Source organism: Anoxybacter fermentans (assembly GCF_003991135.1).
Classification (GTDB): Bacteria; Bacillota; Halanaerobiia; order DY22613; family DY22613; genus Anoxybacter; species Anoxybacter fermentans.
In genome coordinates this window covers 3,071,905-3,089,747 of record NZ_CP016379.1, presented here as the reverse complement: position 1 = coordinate 3,089,747, position 17,843 = coordinate 3,071,905, and the positions used below count along the sequence as shown (strand labels likewise).

General features: G+C 30.8%; 15 protein-coding genes and 1 other annotated feature. Of the genes, 1 reads left to right on the top strand and 14 read right to left on the bottom strand.

Annotated features, from left to right (window positions below):
• Nucleotides 1-297: 297 nt before the first annotated feature.
• From BBF96_RS14070 to BBF96_RS14010, 12 genes are all read right to left on the bottom strand, one after another.
• Nucleotides 298-597 (bottom strand): NifB/NifX family molybdenum-iron cluster-binding protein, encoded by a 300-nt coding sequence (locus BBF96_RS14070; protein ID WP_236777941.1) that lies wholly within the window; start codon nt 595-597, stop codon nt 298-300.
• Between the two features lie 63 nt (nt 598-660).
• Complete coding sequence (locus BBF96_RS14065; protein ID WP_127017738.1) at nt 661-963, bottom strand: DUF134 domain-containing protein; 303 nt, start codon at nt 961-963, stop codon at nt 661-663.
• A gap of 469 nt (nt 964-1,432) precedes the next feature.
• Nucleotides 1,433-2,416 carry an ABC transporter ATP-binding protein gene (locus BBF96_RS14060; RefSeq protein WP_127017737.1) on the bottom strand — a complete coding sequence of 328 codons (984 nt, stop codon included), beginning with the start codon at nt 2,414-2,416 and terminating at the stop codon, nt 1,433-1,435.
• Between the two features lie 20 nt (nt 2,417-2,436).
• A complete protein-coding gene (locus BBF96_RS14055; RefSeq protein WP_127017736.1) occupies nt 2,437-3,237 on the bottom strand; it encodes an ABC transporter permease in 801 nt (266 codons plus the stop codon).
• Nucleotides 3,238-3,239: 2 nt separating this feature from the next.
• Nucleotides 3,240-4,037 (bottom strand): ABC transporter permease, encoded by a 798-nt coding sequence (locus tag BBF96_RS14050; protein ID WP_164731107.1) that lies wholly within the window; start codon nt 4,035-4,037, stop codon nt 3,240-3,242.
• Nucleotides 4,038-4,813: 776 nt separating this feature from the next.
• Nucleotides 4,814-5,182, bottom strand: coding sequence for an MFS transporter (locus BBF96_RS14045; protein WP_257792029.1), 369 nt, complete (start codon nt 5,180-5,182; stop codon nt 4,814-4,816).
• Between the two features lie 21 nt (nt 5,183-5,203).
• A complete protein-coding gene (locus tag BBF96_RS14040; RefSeq protein WP_257791994.1) occupies nt 5,204-5,905 on the bottom strand; it encodes an MFS transporter in 702 nt (233 codons plus the stop codon).
• A 396-nt stretch (nt 5,906-6,301) separates the two neighbouring features.
• Complete coding sequence (locus BBF96_RS14035; protein ID WP_127017732.1) at nt 6,302-7,528, bottom strand: MFS transporter; 1,227 nt, start codon at nt 7,526-7,528, stop codon at nt 6,302-6,304.
• 328 nt (nt 7,529-7,856) lie between these two features.
• Nucleotides 7,857-8,104, bottom strand: a binding site (T-box leader).
• A 229-nt stretch (nt 8,105-8,333) separates the two neighbouring features.
• The gene (locus BBF96_RS14030) at nt 8,334-9,224 is read right to left on the bottom strand and encodes a sigma-70 family RNA polymerase sigma factor (RefSeq protein WP_127017731.1); all 891 of its coding nucleotides are present in this window, start codon (nt 9,222-9,224) and stop codon (nt 8,334-8,336) included.
• A 12-nt stretch (nt 9,225-9,236) separates the two neighbouring features.
• Nucleotides 9,237-11,396 carry a helicase-related protein gene (locus tag BBF96_RS14025; RefSeq protein WP_335876898.1) on the bottom strand — a complete coding sequence of 720 codons (2,160 nt, stop codon included), beginning with the start codon at nt 11,394-11,396 and terminating at the stop codon, nt 9,237-9,239.
• A gap of 15 nt (nt 11,397-11,411) precedes the next feature.
• A complete protein-coding gene (locus BBF96_RS14020; RefSeq protein ID WP_127017729.1) occupies nt 11,412-12,446 on the bottom strand; it encodes a DEAD/DEAH box helicase family protein in 1,035 nt (344 codons plus the stop codon).
• 1,148 nt (nt 12,447-13,594) lie between these two features.
• Nucleotides 13,595-14,344, bottom strand: coding sequence for a GNAT family N-acetyltransferase (locus tag BBF96_RS14010; protein ID WP_164731100.1), 750 nt, complete (start codon nt 14,342-14,344; stop codon nt 13,595-13,597).
• A 261-nt stretch (nt 14,345-14,605) separates the two neighbouring features.
• Here BBF96_RS14010 and BBF96_RS14005 point away from each other — a divergent pair, with 261 nt between their 5' ends.
• Nucleotides 14,606-15,808, top strand: a complete 1,203-nt coding sequence (locus BBF96_RS14005) for an ISL3 family transposase (protein WP_127017726.1) — start codon at nt 14,606-14,608, stop codon at nt 15,806-15,808.
• Nucleotides 15,809-16,160: 352 nt separating this feature from the next.
• Here the strand turns inward: BBF96_RS14005 and BBF96_RS14000 are convergent, their stop codons facing one another.
• Both BBF96_RS14000 and BBF96_RS13995 read right to left on the bottom strand, forming a co-directional pair.
• Complete coding sequence (locus BBF96_RS14000; protein ID WP_127018284.1) at nt 16,161-17,240, bottom strand: NAD(P)H-dependent flavin oxidoreductase; 1,080 nt, start codon at nt 17,238-17,240, stop codon at nt 16,161-16,163.
• 182 nt (nt 17,241-17,422) lie between these two features.
• Nucleotides 17,423-17,794, bottom strand: a complete 372-nt coding sequence (locus tag BBF96_RS13995) for an HD domain-containing protein (protein WP_127017725.1) — start codon at nt 17,792-17,794, stop codon at nt 17,423-17,425.
• Nucleotides 17,795-17,843 lie beyond the last annotated feature (49 nt).

Genomic DNA, 17,843 nt, shown 5'->3' with positions numbered 1-17,843 from the left:
GAACATTTGGTATAGATAATTTATAAAAACTGCACAAAGCTAATTTTGAACGGTATAGAAAGTTTTCGTTAAACCATCTTAGTGAGATCGGAGGAGAAATAAGGCCTCATATGAAGATTGATGAGCTAATCAAGAGCCAGGAGGACCCTTTGATTAGGGAGCCTTATTTCAACTAAAATCGAGTTTTAAATGGTTTGAAAAATTTCTCTCTAAGCGAAAAATTAGCTTTGTGCGGTTCAACCATTTAAATAATTTTTTAAAAAAATAAGTGGTGAGTCTCCTCACCACCAGCTTTACTCAATGACATCCATGGCCCTGACAAGCCATATCACTGGTTAATTCCCGCAATTCACCAGCTTCAAATCTGGCTATCGCTTCTTCTACAGTATCACCTTCCAGAAGATAAACTTTTATCCCACCTTCATTTAATAAACTAACTGCACGCCGGCCCATACCGTTAGTCAACACCACATCAATATCATAACCTGCTATAGCTTTTAACGGTTGACATGCCCCATGACTGTGATGCTCATTACTGTTCTCAATAACCTTTAAATCCTTTGTTTCAGTATCATAATATGGTAAAATACCTGGCACTCCCAAAATGACTGAACACCTTCTCTTTTAAACCTTCCTTTCCCATGGTGGGCAAACAGATTTTCATTTTTTTTGCTCCTCCTTTTGATAATTGTCCTTAATCTTTAATCCGTAAGAATGTAATAATGCATAAACAATCTTTTTTCGTCCTGATTTGAGCAAACGCTGGACAGTACCTCTGGAAATCTCCATTATCTCACCAGCCTCAATCTGATTTTTTCCCTCCAGGTCACAGAGTCGAATAGCCTCAAACTCATCCAATTCAAGCTCTACAATTTCTAACTCTTTAAGAGGGATAGATATAGGTTTGAAAATCTTTTCCTCATTCAATCGCCTACAGCAACGTTTTTTCTTACAGCGCGGCATACTCCCTCTCCCCTTTTTGTGCATATGCACACTTTTAGTTTATCTTTTTTGTTCGCTTTTGTCAAGGTTTTTTCAATATTAACTTCATCTGATTTTTGTAGCAATATTTGGTTTAAATTTTAATCTACCTCTTATCTAAATCAATAGGTTTCAGAATTAGAATGAAAATATATTAAAAACAAATCTAAGATTATACTGCAAAAAGCTAATTTTGAGCGACATAGAAATTTTTCGCTAAACCATCTTAGCAAGATTTCCGACGAAATAAGATCTCATCACAGGAAGTAATGAGCTAATCAAAAGCCAGGAGGTCTCTTTGCTTAGGAAACCTTATTTCGACTAACATCGAGCTTTAGATGGTTTGAAAAATTTCTCAAGGAGCAAAAAATTAACTTTTTGCAGTATAACCGTATAACAATAAGAAGATAAAATTATCATTATCTTAAGAAATAACACCGGACAATCTTTTTTATTTAAATTTATGCTCATAGATATGTCCGATTATATGCTCTATATCTGTTTCTTTTAACATAAAATCCTTTATACTGTATTTCGCAGAAAGATAATTCACCAATTCAGGAGCAGAGCATTCATCCCGATTAAATAGTATATGTTTTCGCGTACCTTCTTCCTTGATAACCCTTCCCATAGTTAACTCAAAATCAACCGGTTCAATTTCAAAATCTACAACCAAAACTCTTTCTTTTGCATAAATTTCCTTTATTTTATTAATACTTCCATCATAAATAATTTTTCCATTATCAATAATTATGATTCTGTCACACAGCTTTTCTATATCTCCCATATCATGGGTAGTTAATATAACTGTAACGTTACTTTTCTCATTAACTCTTTTTATAAATTCCCTGATCCTTTGTTTTGCTACTACATCAAGCCCAATCGTTGGTTCATCAAAAAAAACAATTTTAGGATTGTGTAATAATGAAGCACCTATTTCAGCTCTCATCCTCTGTCCTAAACTTAATTGTCTTACTGGTGTATCAATAAACCTGTCCAGTTCAAGAATTTCACTAAATATTTTGTAATTTTTATTATATATCTCAGTTGGAATTTTATATATAGTTCTGATTAAATCAAATGATTCTCTTAAAGGTAAATTCCACCATAATTGGGTTCTCTGTCCAAAAACAACTCCTATCTCCATAGCATTCTTAATCCTATTTTTAAAAGGCTCTCTACCATTTACTCTGACTATTCCTTCTGTAGGTACAAGTATTCCTGTCAACATTTTTATAGTTGTTGACTTTCCTGCCCCATTCGGGCCCAGGATACCAACAATCTCACCTTTAGTTACATTAAAACTTATTCCATCTACCGCTTTCTTAATTATTCTTTTGGGTTTAATCATACTTTTAAATATACCGGTAATCCCAGGTGGCCTCTTATATATTGTAAAATATCTTTTTAAATCTTTTACTTCAATAACATTCATGATTATTCCCATCCCCTCTTTTAACTTCCTGTGCTCTGATAATGTCTTAAACCTATATTCCAAAAACCATACGCACCTAGAATAAGTACAACACCAACCAAAAGAGATATTTTCCATACCCATTTAGGAAAAATTAAATATTCAGGATGATCCAAAAAAATCCCTGCCGGTACATAACTGGCAAAAGCTAGTGGTATAACAAAAAACAAAATAAATTTAACTACATTATTATATAAACTTACTGGATACCATATAAACTCTTTAAACCCGTTATATATCCAGTCAAGACCTTCGGTTTCAGTTATGAAAAAAGCAAGTGAACCTATCACAATCGTAATTGCAGATTGAACCAATGCCCCAGATAATACTGCTAAAATAAAATATATAATATTTGTTAAATTCCAGGTTATTCCAAATTGATCTTTTAATAACCAAAATAAAATAACCCCTAACAAAATATGAGAAAGAGAGTAGGGTTGAAATTTGCAACTCATGATATATATAAAGGGGTTTATTGGTCTAATCAAAAAATTATCCATATCCCCGCTTTTTACTAATATCCCCAGAAATCTAAACGGTGTAAAAAACAATGAACGTACCCCATAGGATAATAAAGATAAAATATAAATAAAAGCAATCTGTCCATAGGTCCAATCGTTTATTATAGTAAATCTTTTTAAAATAACCCATATACCAGCCAGGGTAGAAGCATATACCACCATTATACTAAATACATATACAACAAAACTCCAATTATGTGTCATTTGTCCCTTAATTTGAGCTTTGATAAGTTTAATACAACAAAGTAATGTATGTCTCATAATCAACCTCCTTGAATCACAACCTTTTTCACTCCTGCCTTCCAGATAACAAAAGTCACTCCCGCCAATAAAATAATCCAAAATATGCTTAATGCCATTTGTATACAAAATTGTTCTAAAGAAATCCTGTTAAGATAAAACCCTAAAGGTATATAAACAATATTTTTAAAAGGTAACCAGTTAAGTATTTTATATAACCATTCAGGGTAAAACCAAAGGGGTACTAAAGTCCCACTCAAAAAATTAAATACAGCATGTTTGATATAATGCATGTACCAATTTTCAATCCACCAGAAACTAATCATCTCAATCTGTAAAGTTATTAAAACAAATATAAAGTATCCCAGCAATATACCGATTAGTAAACCAGCAATATTGATTAAATTAAGATTCCAGGCAGGTTTATATATAATCGACAATAGTATAAAACCAGGTATATACATGGAAATGAGATTAGCAGTAGCAAAACCTAAGCCTTTAAAAATAAGAGTTATGGGCAAAGAAATCGGATAAATAAGATCACGGGCTATCTCGCCCGTCCGTATTCTTCTGGCAATTTCTCTCTCAGGTGTGCAAAAAATCATTAAATTAGTCGTAATTGACGCTAAAATCATATATTTTATGATATCAGCTATCATAGTTTCATCTAAACTGCTACTATTTGCTGTAGCAATTGCATACCAGATAGTAACTGATGCATATAAATGAAGAAAAATTGTGAAAAATTTAAATAAAAAATCTATTCTATAATTAAGTTTATCTTGCACTGATATTAAATAGTGCTTAATATAAGCATTCATGACGTTAATACCTCCCATTATTACTCCACAATAAAATAATTATACTGCTTCAGATTCCAGTTATTCCTTAATTTTGAGAAAACCTTTCCCAGGTCTTCTGCAGCATATTGATTTTTTGGACATGTCCCAATACCACTTTTATACTTTAATTGCAAAAAGCTAACTTTTCGCTTAAAAAAGAAATTTTTCAAACCATCTAAAGTTCAATTTCAGTCAAAATAAGGCACACTAATCAAAGGGCCTTCCTGGCCCTTGATTAGCTTATCAATCCTCATATGAGACCTTATTTCGACTGAAATCTTACTAAAATGGTTTATGTCGCTCAAAATTAGTTTTTTATAGTTTAATAATTTATTAAATAGCAATCGTTTGTAATTATGCTTTCCATTATGTTTATTAACATCTTCAATCTCTTAATTCTATAATTTTTAAAAATTTCCCTCTTATCTATAAAATTTTTTTTGTAATAAATTTAAGATCAAATTGCAAAAAGCTAATTTTTTTAAGTGCCATAAAAATTTTTCGTTTAACCAATAAACTAAAAGTCACTATGAGGAACTTATTTCATTAAAGGAGAAAAATTACTCTCATCAAAGATAAAAAAGACTTTGAGTAATCACCCAAAGTCCTTGATATTCATAAAATCGATTTCATCTTTTCCATCATTAATCTCCTCTATTTTTGAACAATCCAATGCAGATGTAGTTTCATCTGATAAATACCGGACCTAAACGATCATCCAAAAGACTTTTTTCTTTACTCAAATCACTCCAGTTTTAGACATTGAACTTAGATAACTCTAGATTAATTGTTTTGGAAATTAATTTTAATCTATAAAACATAATTGCACCAAATAAAGACACTATCGCAACAAATAATGAAACTATCTGAATATCTAGCAACTCAACAAGATGTCCTACAAAAATAAACATAAAAGTATTAGCTAGATTAGCAAAAGTAGAGATAGCCGATAATAAAGAAGCTCGTGAATTGTTGGGTAAAATATCATTAATCCAGGCTGCAAAAGAGGTTAATTTCATCGAAAGAGAAATTTCATAAAGAATACAGGATAATATGGCAACAATTAAAGATTTACTTAAATACATAAAAATAAATGCCAGAGTCATTAAAAACATACCACATATTGCTAAATTAGGGTAATTTTCTTAATTAATAAAGCGTGATAAAACAAAACTAGTAATAGAAATTGAAATCATCATTATGGTAAACATAATACCTAACCAATTAGGCTTTAATCCGAAAGAAATAAGATAAGGTTGCCAGGTTAAAACAAAATAGATAAAGCCTATATCGGAAATAATCTGTATAAATGTAAACAGCTTAATTCTCTTATTCTTTATAAAAGTGTTCCATGTTTTATTCAAAAAATTTATATATCTTACATCTTTCTCTCCATAATTTTCGTTCATAAATAAGCTACAAACTATTACCACCAAACATGCTGTAGTTCCAGCAATCCAAAATGGTAACCTTAAGCTGTAAATCAAAAGAAATGTTGCTATAATCCCTGCAATTGCACTCAATAAATACGAAAATCCATTAGATAAAGCAAAAACCTTTTTAGACTCTTCCTTTTTATTGATTAATTCTAGCTCACTCATATACCAGGCCGTTATAGCTCCACTTATAAAAGCACACCCCAATCCCATCATCCCCAGAGCTAAAGCAAAATGCCAAAACTTCTGACCAGATCCATAAATTATTAAACCTATTCCAAAGGTTAACAGGCCAATTAATGAAGTTTTTTTCCTTCCTTTTAAATCACTTATATTACCAGTCGGAAAATCAAGAATACTTGTCACCCATGATTGTATTCCCAATAATATACCAATCTGAGTACTGCTCAAATTATTACTGTTTAAAAAAACACATAACTGGATGCAATCAACTTGTCAGAAAAATTATACCCCCCAACCAACAGCAAATATATCAAAGATGGCTTACTTAATCTCATACTCCACCTCCACACTGAAAATAAAATATTTGACTATACTGCAAAAAGCTAATTTTAAGCGATAAAAAATTTTTCGCTAAACCATCTTAGCAAAATTCCAGTCGAAATAAAGCCTTATCACAAACTGGGATGAGCTAATCAAGATCCAAATATACCCATTAAGTCAGAAAACCTTATTTCGACTAAAATTGAGCTTTAGATGGTTCGAAAAATTTCTCAAGAAGCGAAAAATTAGCTTTTTGCAGTATAACCCCTAAATTATTTAATCCTTCTTCAATTATCAATTTTATTATCCTCCACACAACTCCTTTAAACCTTCAATAACTTTAATATTATTTTTGGGAATTCTGAATACAATAACTGCTAAAATAATGATCACACCAAAAAAAATAAATACACTATCCAATGCTATCTTATCTGCCACAAAACCCATAATCGGACTTAATGTCATATAAATCAAGGAATTAAAAAGGGCCATAAAAGATAAGACCGTAGCTCTCTCTTCATTACTAATCAAACGATTAAAATATGAAGAAAATAATGGATTTCGCCAATAGTTGATCATATTTATCAGAATAAAAATAGTAATAATTATAATAATATTTGAGTTATTTCCAATAAAGAAAAAACCCATAGCTATAAGAATCCCGGTCAAATGAATACTATTCCATATCCCAATCTTTTTCTCAATCCATGGTGCTAATTTCACAACAACTGCTCCTAATATGTTTAAACCGGCATAAAAGAGTCCAAAATAAGCAACCGGCACGCCAATATCAGTCAATTTTCCCTGGGTATAAAAGAAATTTATCCGAAAAATTTGCCCTATAAATCCATTCTGGATTACTAAAAACAATAAAACTTTTTGATTTTTTAAATGATTAAAACCATTTTTCACTTTGGTCATGTATTTTTCATATCGCTGGCTTAATGAAAGTTCAGATACCTGTTGTATCCGTTTATCCTCTTTTAACATTAATGATAAAACAAAAGCTACTAAAGCTGTAAAACTGCTCATCCAGAAAGTCATCCTATTACCAAATTGAGAAGCAATTACAGAACCTGATAAATTACCAATAACACCGGCTATGAGAGATACTGTGACAAGACTGGCAAAATATTGTTTGTCTTTCTTCTTTTCTTCTGGAGTTAACATTTCATAAAAATAGGCCTGTGCAACTCCCGAAAGCAATGAAACCGAAAAACCTAACAGTGTTTCTGCCATAAGAAAAACAGCAAAGGATTTGCCACTTCCATATATACTATAACCTATCACATTAAGAAAAGTTGCAATAATAAGAACTTTTTTTCTGCTAACCATATCTGCCCAAACACTTGAAGGAACATTAAATACTAAAACCAAAATTGTGTACCAGGATTGAAGAAGCATCACTTGGGTAAAAGATAGACCATTTTCTGTAAAAAATAGAGTAACAATAGGTGGATAAAAAGTAATCACCTGAAAGACTGTCCAGAGGTAAAATTTAATACGATTTGTTATAAATTTTCTAAACATTGACTTTTCCTCCCTTCTTTTAATGAGTTTTTTTATATATACTACAAAAAGCTAATTTTGAATAACATAGAATTTTTTTCAAACCTTCTTAGCGAAATTTCCAACGAAATAAGGCCTCATCACAGAAGGTGATGAGCTAATCAAGGGTGAGAAGGGCCCTTTGAGTCAGGGAGCCTTATTTCAACTGAAATCGAGCTTTAGATGGTCCGAAAAATTTCTCAAAGACGAAAAATTAACTTTTTTCAGTTTAACCATATATTGTGCTATACTAAATTAATTTCCATCTCCCAGACAAATCCTTAGAAATAAAAAAGTCTTTCATCTCTATATAAGAGACGAAAGACAATGCTTCCGCGGTACCACTCTTCTTGGCAAATTACTACATTTGCCCCCTCATACTTTAAACTTCAACAAGGTTTAAAGTTTCAGTAATAACGGACTGACCCGTTCAAGGTTACTCGACTTCACCTTGACAACTCCAGGGCGAGTTCATCAAATTCAGAAGACTGCCTTGCACCAACCGGCAGCTCTCTTGCTTCTGAAATATTGACTACTACTCCCTTTCATCGTTTTATAACTATTAAATTTTTGTTTATTATACCAGACTTCGAAAATTACGTCAAGTTCTATATAATATTTTTTGGTAGTAAATTGTAAATAATTTAGAAATCACTGTCAAGATTTTTTCCTTAAATACAACATCAAAAAATAAAGTACAGATATTTTTTCTATTATAATAAATACAAACCAATAAATCTCTAGTAGAAATAGCTCAAATCAACTTAATCAATTTCAATCCGGCAGTTTAAAATACATCCAAATAATCCCTGAGTTTCCTTGAACGGCTGTGATGTTTTAATTTTCTTAGAGCTTTGGCTTCAATCTGCCTTATTCTTTCTCTCGTCACATCTAATAATTTTCCGATTGCTTCCAAAGTATTTTCTTTATTGTCATTTAAACCAAAACGTAATATAAGAATTCTCTTTTCCCTCTCAGTTAATGTAGCCAATAATTTAAAAATATCTTCCCTTAACGACTTTCTAAATACCTGATCTTCAACTGTCGGTACAGTATCATCAGGAATAAAATCGGATAAATTAGTATTTCTATCTTCTCCTATTAAAATATCTAAGGAGATCGTATCCTCACAATATTTTAAGGCCCGCACTATCTCCTTTTCTGACAGCTCTAGTTCATCCTTTAACTCTCTTATAGAAGGATTTCTTCCAAATACACAGTTATATTCTCTTATTACTTTTTTTACTTTATTAATTCGCTCCACCATATGAACAGGAATTCTAATTGTTCTTCCACAATCTGCAATATACCTGCTAATTCTCTGCTTAATCCACCAAGTTGCATAAGTACTAAATTTATTGCCTTTTCTATAATCAAATTTATTAACAGCCTCAATTAAACCAATATTCCCCTCTTGAATCAAATCCATTAATTCTATACCAGTTCTTTGATATTTTTTTGCAATATTAATAACTAATCTATAATTTGCATTAATCAGTTTATCTTTTGCCTCTTTAGATCCTCTATATATTTGTTCACCTAGTAAAAGTTCTTCTCTTTCATTTAGTAATTCAAATTCACTTATTTCCCTCAAATACCAGTTTATATTGTCCATCTTACCATTAATATTATTTTTTTTTATCTTTGACTCGGTAAGATTCATATAGTTTCCTATCATTTTTTAACACCTCTAATCCAGGTTGATTCTCCCTAGAAAATATTCTTCTATAAAATCCCATCTCATTTCATCATCATCAAGCTCTGTAAAGAATTTTTTTAATATCTCACTTGATCGTTTTTGTCTCTGTCTAATATCTTTAAGGATTAAATTACTATATCTATTGGAACTAGTACTTAATACCCTTAGCTTGCTTGGATCGTTGACACGAATAAATATTTCTGGTGATTCACCACCTCTTACATCATAGGAACCAAGTGAGAAAGCTTCAATAGTATAAGCCAATGTCATATATAAGTTATTTTCCTTAACAGCTAGATATCTACATAATGTCATATCATCACCAACCATGTTTTTAGATAAATCAAGATATCTATTTAAAATATCCCTAAACACTCTATGGTAAATTTTACTTTGTAATCTAAATTCCTCTCGATCACTATTGCCCTTACTTATTCGTTTTTGAATAAATTTATTTTTATTATCTTCGCCATATTTAATAACAAAAAGATCTATAAATGTATTAATTATTTTTCTCCGAATAGCTTCTTTTGGAAAATATGTTTTTAATAATTCTGAAAATTCCTCTCTTGAAAAGAATCCTTTTTTCTGTATATCAAAACATTTAATAATATTGGAAATATTTTCTTCTAATGCTTTCCTTGTATCATAAATTGATTTATTTAATGATATGGTTAATTTATACCTTGGAACTATATTTTCTTTAAAGTCAAATAACTCTAAATCATAAAATTTCTTTTTAAAAACAGGAAAAGTCATATCACTATAATGGTCTTCCCATAGACTTTTTAAATCAAACTCATATATAGGTCCTATATCTTGTACGAAAATACTACTTCCTTTTGATTCTTCATTATATATTTTAGAACTCTGTACCTCAGATATTTTCTTAGCATATTTATAATACTTGCTATTTTTAAACTTTTTTACAATTCCAGATGGTACCGCTGCATAAGCCTTTGAGAATAAACTCTTAGGCCTAACAATTAATACTGGATACGTATATTTTTTTTCTAAGTCTTTTTCTATTAGCAATAAAGCATTTTTAACCTTATTTTCATAATTCTCATCATCAGGAAAAAGATAGGAAAAAGTTTCTGCATTAATAAGAAAATTTCTCCTTCTTTTCTGTTTATAGATACTATAAATCTTTTTAATAACTTCTCTTAGTTGATATTGCTTTATGGATGATAAACTATACAAAATTTTACTAAAGCTAAGATCCTTAGGATTAAAGTCTTGTATAGCTAAACCCATAATCGATTGATCTCTACCTACCCTTCCGATTTCTTGAATGTAATCACAAAGATTGCCTGTAGGTGCATGATGGTACACTATTTCAATATCACTTATATCTATTCCCATTCCGAAAGCCTTTGTCGCTAACATTACATTTGCTTCACCATTTCTAAATTTCTCTTCATAGAAATCTTTATAAATCGGTTCAAGGTTTCCATAGTATTTTACAACCCTGTGCCCATATTCTCTTGGTATCATTTCCATTAATTCATCTATATGTCTTCTATAGGGTGCATATAAAATTGCTTTTTTACCGTCTTTTATATAGCTCAAAATACAATCAATCGTCTTTTGTTGTCTTTCTTCTTGATAACTTCTTTCCACTTTCCAATTCCTAATTATAAATTTAATATTCTTCCTTCGTGTATTTCCAAGATATTTTATAGGATTTTTCATATATAAACTATCTATGGTTTCATAAACCATATCATCATTACCACCATAGACAGCTGTGGCAGTGAATGAAGCAATAACAAAATTTCCGAAATCATAAAATCTATTATTTCTAAGTTTCTTAATATAGGTACCAAGATACCAATAGTCTACTCTAAAATCTCTACCCCATGTTGTAACAAGATGGGCTTCATCTATAACTAATAGACCAAGCTTCCTTTCTTCACCTATAATAGTTCTAATATCATAAGCTAACAAAAACTCTGGTGAAACATAAAGTATTGACACCTCTTCTTTTTTAACTTTTTCTAATATATCTTCTTTCTCTTTTTGAGTAAGATCAGAATTTATATATTCAACAAAATCAATACCTTTTTCCTTTAACTGTTTAACCTGATCTACCATTAACGCTTTCAATGGAGATATAACAATAGTAACCAGTTTATATTTATTTGCTATATAAATTGCTGGTATTTAATAAAGTAAAGATTTACCTGCTCCCGTTGGGGCAGTGACAAAAATGTCACTATAATTATCACTATTTTGTGCTTCTTCAACTTGTTGAACAATTGTTTCTATAATTTCACCTTGCGATATCTTGATTTTATCAATAGACTCATCCGGATTTTCATAAAACTCAAGCATTCTAAAACTCTCACTGTTCCAATATTGCTTTAAAATTTGCTTAAATTCTTGCCTTACTTGTCCGCGAGCAAACTTACTTGTATAATAAATGTTTATATCATACTCTTCACCTGCTACAGCAAGTAAGGTTTTTAATGAATTTAGTAAACCTGTTGTTTTTAAAATCGATTTTTCTGTTAAAATATCTATCCTGCTATCTTTGGGAATATTTTCGTTTAATATCTTCAACTTCAAATCTAATAAGTCGAGGGTATTAGTAGATGAAAATTCTACATATTTCTGTAATTCTTTTATCTCTTTTATCTCTATTTTTACATTATTACAATCAATTAAATTAAGTTTTGTCACCTTTATCTCTTCTGTTCTATCTAAATAAGAGACAAACAAATTATTTTCTTTCTCAACCACATTGGAAATATAATTTGCAATATCTCTTATCTCACTCTCACTATCTTCTACTTCTTCTTCATTAATAATATTCATATACTGCCGTAGTAAAACATTATTTGAATCAACATATTGGCTCGGATAAAAATTATCAAAATAATTATTGACAACTATAATTATTTCACCTTTATAAAGTCCATCAATTCTTTCACTTAAAAAAATAAATTCTTCATAGAGTCCTGAATAAGTTCCATCTTCTATATTTAAAATTGAACTCATTATCTTTTTCTTTTGATTATTTAATTCTAATAGATCAATACCATCATTAGTAAAGTAATTTCCATCATAGAATCTAGGGTATTTATCAAACATTATACTCAGAGTTTGGATATCAAATCCTTTGAAAAATATTAGCTTTGAACTACTTTTTATAGAATCTATTTTTTCAAAAACACTACTTAATATTTTTTCTTTCATATTAAACCTCCTTTTCTTATATCCACTCCCTTCACCCTCGGTAACTTTTCAACACTATTTAGATGGTGTTTGTCAAAGGCGATAGCATCAATTACTCGCTTACCTTATCTTAAAAAATCTGATTCTAATGCGTTTTTTCGGATAACAAGTTTTGATATTTTATCCCTCCCCAGTAAAATTCCGAATTATCATTAATAAATAAAAAAACAACCTTTTTGGTATTAACTTATATAAATTCTCTATATTTTGGTATACAACAAATATCACATATAACCTTCAAAATATTGCAAATTTAACGTCATGAAATATTTTGTTTTTAGAAGATTAAAGCAATAAAAGAAAATCTAAGTTACATTATGATCAAACTGCAAAAAGCTAATTTTGAGCGACATAGAAATTTTTCGCCAAATCATCTTAGCGAGATTTCCGACGAAATAAGGCCTCATCACAGGAGGTGATGAGCTAATCAAAGGGCCAGGAGGGCCCTTTGATTAGGAAGCCTTATTTCGGCGGAAATCGAGCTTTAGATGATTCGAAAAATTTCTCAAGAAGCGAAAAATTAGCTTTTTGCAGTTTAACCATATTATTGATAATTCAAAATATAAACTATCAAAGGAAGTAGTTGAAATAAGCATTATTAAGAAATCAGAAGATATCAAAATCTTACGTCAGTTTAACATTATTGAAAAAACGTACCTTGACCACATTGAAGACTATCCTACACAACTTTATGAAAGCTTTACGGGTTGATAAATTAACAAAGAATTTAACCTACAAAAACATGGATACATTATCATTTTAGAAAAAGGTCATAATATCCGTGGTCTTTCCAATATTGGTTTAGGGCAAAAACATTACGGACTCTGTATTTCTAATAGCTATGTTTGATAGATTTTTTCACCTATGCGTTTTCTTCCTAACAAGAATTTAAGCAGATCAGGTTTTTTAAGTATCAAATATGATTGGGGAGGAATAAAATCTGGAAAAATTGTCTTTAGTTCGTCCAAAGTCACTGGCTCAATTTCCTGAAAAGAGTTAACTGGAATTGCATATCCCTTCGCTAAATCTTTCATATATTCCTTAATTCTCTCTCCTAATCCCACCTGTTGCTTTTCTACTAGCTGACCTAAATCTTCAGGAGTATTTATCTATTCCTTCCAGGCAGACCAACTTTGTAAATTTAATTTTTTTTCAACAAAACCTGCATCTATATACATACGGATTGCAGTAGGATTATGAGCATACAAATATAAGTGATTTTTAGAAATAGCGGAATGATAATTAACCAAATGATCTACTATAGTACGACCATAACCATTACCTCGATAATCTTTATGAGTTAACATATGGTCAACTCTTGAAAAACCATCCATTATCTCCAATGAAATCATAGTTACTGGTTTTCCAGCAACATATCCTACTAATAAGTGAAAGTCTTCAGACTGAACACAATACTCTAAAACTTTTACTGTCCAATTACCAGCATCTTCTGAATATATTATATCAATAATGCCAGAATCAATTTGATATACACGTTTAATGTACAGTTCATCGTTTGGACAAATTTTGGATTCTTTTTCATGAAAAAAGAAAGGATTATCCCACTCTTCATATTTGAAACCTTTCACCTCTAAAACCGGAAAAAGAACATCTTTTTCTCCTTGTTGATAAGCCTGGTAAATTCGCGGTATTAACCCTCTTTTTTCATAAAAAATAATAATATCTTCTACAGCCTTTTCTAAATCTCCAGCCAGATTAAGAATTATCGCATGATTACTATCATGTGATTGAGGATTATTCTCATTATAAAAAAGCTTTCCATATGGTCTTTCAACTACATTGGTAAAATTTTTGGGAAAATTATTCTCACATTCGATCATTTTTTTAATATTAATCATTTTCCTCCTGGTTATAATAGCATAAGTCATTCAAAAACTTTACTTCATCAGCAAATAACCCAGGTATCTATTTTCTGTATTGGAACCATAAATAGCTTGTTAAAAGTGAAGTTTTATAACCAGGTTTTTCACCTCCTCTATAAAAATTTTGGGTCTATAATTAATGTTGTGAAGAAAAAATTATAAAAAATAAAAAGGCATTTGCTGGCCTCGTTGAATTAATTAGTTGCGAACTAAAAACCAAAGAAAGGAGCCCAGCAAATGCAAGATAATAATATCATAAAATTTCTTGATTTGCCAGACATTATTGCAACTGAAATTATTTCAACGGAGGACAGATATATTTTTATCGCTGAAGCAAAGAAAAATCACATTGTGTGTCCTCAGTGTGGTAATATCACTAATAAAATCCATGATACAAAATGGCAAAATATTAGAGACATCCCCATAAGAGGTAAACTAGTAATCATTAGACTTCTAAAGAAAAGATATCGTTGTCCTTATTGTCATAAGAGGGGTATCCCTGAAAAATATGAAAGTATTGATAAATATGCCCGTAAAACCAAACGCTTTGATAAATATCTTGCTAAAGAAACTGTCAGCAAGGATTATTCTAAAGTTGCTAGAGAAAACGGGTTAAGTTATACAGCTGTTAATAATGCAGTTAAAAAAGTAGTTGACCCTCTCATTAAACAACAAGTTTCAAAACTTAGTCAATTAAAAGCCATCAGTATCGATGAATTTGCAGTTTTAAAACGCCATAAATATGGAGTTAGCATTACAGATCCAATTAATCGGGAGTTAATTGACATTTTACCTACTCGCAAAAAGGATGATTTAATTGACTACTTTAATTGTTGGGAAGATGAACAAAGACGACAGATTCAATCGATCTCTATGGATATGTGGCGGCCGTTCAAAGCAGTAGCAAATGCAGCATTTACTCATGCAAAAATTGTTATAGATAAATTTCATCTTGTAACTTTAATGAACAGAGCCCTTGATGAAGTTAGAAAACAAGTTCAACAAACAGTAAATAATCATCAGAGAAGAAAGTTTTTTCAAAGTCGTTTATTACTCCAAAAACGAGCTGAAGAATTGACAGATGAAGAACATGAAAAGCTCATCAAATTATTTGAACTCAGTCCAGCTCTAGAAAAGGCCTGGGAATTAAAAGAGGAATTCAGAGACCTATTGCAGCTAGATGATGTGAAAGAAGCCACCAGAGCTCTAAAAAGGTGGTATAAAGAAGTAATAAAAAGCAAGCTGATGCCTTTTTACCAGGTAAAAAAGATAATACAAAGATGGGAAGAAAAAATACTAAATTATTTTAAGACTAAGATAACCAATGGCTTTGCTGAGGGTATCAATAACAAGATTAAATTGATCAAAAGGATTGGATATGGTGTTCCAAATGTTATGAATCTAAGGAGAAGAGTATTTAATGCAATGTTAAGTTATTAAATTTAAATGTTTATTTCAAAATCAATTTACCAATCAATTCAACGGAGCCAACTTATCTTTCACAACATTTGACGGAGAGCCATTTTCTCTTTCTTCTTAATCTAAAAATGTTTTTATCTTACCTAAAATTTTTGTTACACTTTCATGGCCAGTTCCCCACTCATTTGCTAATCTTCCTAAAAATTTTAAAATTTCATTTTCTGTAAATTCCTTCATATATACCACCACCTCATTTATAATATAATCCAAAGTAGGGATGTCACATAATGGTTCCAGCATAAAAAAGCAAAAATTTGGACAAGTACCGCAAGGTACGAACCTTTTATGCTGTGTTAGGCGAAACAATTTAAATTTATATAAATGTTGCCTCTTCATATTCTGTCAATAAGGTCTCAATCAATTCTTTAACAGAAACAATTTTATCTACTTTATAAGCGTTAGTTCCTGCAAAAGTGAACCCTTCATCCAGATTTCCCTTTTTCGCATTGGTTAATGCAAGTGCAATGCAGTATGGTGACTTTCTGTAATCACATGTTTTCAAACACTTCCACGGACATTTAAATGGTTTTTTAATACCTGCTGATACTTCATCTAAAAATATATTTCGTATCGCCCTTCCCGGTAATCCAACAGGACTATCAATTAAAATTAAATCTTCCGGTTTACACTTTACATATGCATCTTTGAATTCTATATCTGCATCACACTCGTATGTGGCTACAAATCTGGTTGCCATCTGCACTCCTTGCGCTCCTAATTGGATAAATTTGTGAATATCTGCTCCAGTGTATATACCTCCTGCAACAACGACTGGAATACTTTTATTAAATTGTTGCTCAAAAGTTTTTATTACTGAAATAACCTCTGGAAGCATTTTCTCTAATGTATAATTAGAATCATTTATTTGCTCCTTTTTGAAACCAAGATGTCCTCCAGCTAAAGGGCCCTCAACAACTACAGCATCAGGGACATGATTATAGTTTTTTGCCCAATATTGAAATATAATATTAGCAGCTCTTGCAGAAGATACAATAGGAACAATCTTTGTAGAAACTTTTCTCAATCCATCCAATGGTAATTTTAATGGAAGTCCGGCGCCAAGAAATACTACATCTGCACCTTCTTCTACTGCCACCATTAAAAGTTCATCAAAATCTGAGAGAGCAACCATTATATTGACTCCAATAATCCCCTTTGTCATTTCCTTTGCTTTTCTTATTTCTTTTCTCAAAGCTCTTTTGTTTGCTTCTTTAAAATTTGTACTAAAATCAGGTTCAAGCATACCAATTCCAGCAGCACCAATAACTCCAATACCACCCTCGTTCGCCACAGCCGAAGCTAATCTTGATAAAGATATACCAACACTCATCCCGCCTTGAACAATTGGTATTTTAGCCTCAAATTCGCCTATCCTTAATCCTGGCATTTTCATTGAATTCATAAAATATATACCTCCATTAAATTGTTTCACTTAACATACCGAACCTATCTGAAGTCTACCTAAGACAAATTTAGATAACCACCACAGATATAACCTAAATACGCTCATTTATCAGATATTGTTCGGTTTAATTTCATAGATACACACCCAAATTCCCGATATTCCAAAATATATTATCTTATTAACTCTTCAAGTTGTAATAGGGAACCCTTAATTTCATCTTCAAGTTGTTGTATGAAACTTCTAATAAAATTGATTTTTTGGTCCATTATCTCCCTACCTTTTTCTGTTCTTATTAAGCCTTTCTGTTTTTTACAAAATGGAATATCTCCTTCAACCAGACCTTTCAACACATTAGAAAAATAATCTGAATTGTTATAATCATATTTCGATGCATACATCAAAATTGACATTGCTCCGATATTATCGGCATCTTTGAGAATGGAAAGTAAAATATCTCCATCATCAAAGTTATCTTTTTCGGAATGTTTTTCTATTAACATAAGTAATCTACTCTTATCCATATCCTCAACAGATTCTTTCATAAGTAGTTTTTCTACAATTTCTCTGCTTTTTTAGCATGATTTTCCCCTC

Bases quoted from the DNA above. Each gene is read 5' to 3' on its own strand.
- BBF96_RS14065 (WP_127017738.1), bottom strand. From the start codon at position 963: ATGCCGCGCTGTAAGAAAAAACGTTGCTGTAGGCGATTGAATGAGGAA.
- BBF96_RS14060 (WP_127017737.1), bottom strand. From the start codon at position 2,416: ATGAATGTTATTGAAGTAAAAGATTTAAAAAGATATTTTACAATATAT.
- BBF96_RS14055 (WP_127017736.1), bottom strand. From the start codon at position 3,237: ATGAGACATACATTACTTTGTTGTATTAAACTTATCAAAGCTCAAATT.
- BBF96_RS14050 (WP_164731107.1), bottom strand. From the start codon at position 4,037: ATGAATGCTTATATTAAGCACTATTTAATATCAGTGCAAGATAAACTT.
- BBF96_RS14035 (WP_127017732.1), bottom strand. From the start codon at position 7,528: ATGTTTAGAAAATTTATAACAAATCGTATTAAATTTTACCTCTGGACA.
- BBF96_RS14030 (WP_127017731.1), bottom strand. From the start codon at position 9,224: ATGATAGGAAACTATATGAATCTTACCGAGTCAAAGATAAAAAAAAAT.
- BBF96_RS14020 (WP_127017729.1), bottom strand. From the start codon at position 12,446: ATGAAAGAAAAAATATTAAGTAGTGTTTTTGAAAAAATAGATTCTATA.
- BBF96_RS14010 (WP_164731100.1), bottom strand. From the start codon at position 14,344: ATGATTAATATTAAAAAAATGATCGAATGTGAGAATAATTTTCCCAAA.
- BBF96_RS14005 (WP_127017726.1), top strand. From the start codon at position 14,606: ATGCAAGATAATAATATCATAAAATTTCTTGATTTGCCAGACATTATT.
- BBF96_RS14000 (WP_127018284.1), bottom strand. From the start codon at position 17,240: ATGAAAATGCCAGGATTAAGGATAGGCGAATTTGAGGCTAAAATACCA.
- BBF96_RS13995 (WP_127017725.1), bottom strand. From the start codon at position 17,794: ATGAAAGAATCTGTTGAGGATATGGATAAGAGTAGATTACTTATGTTA.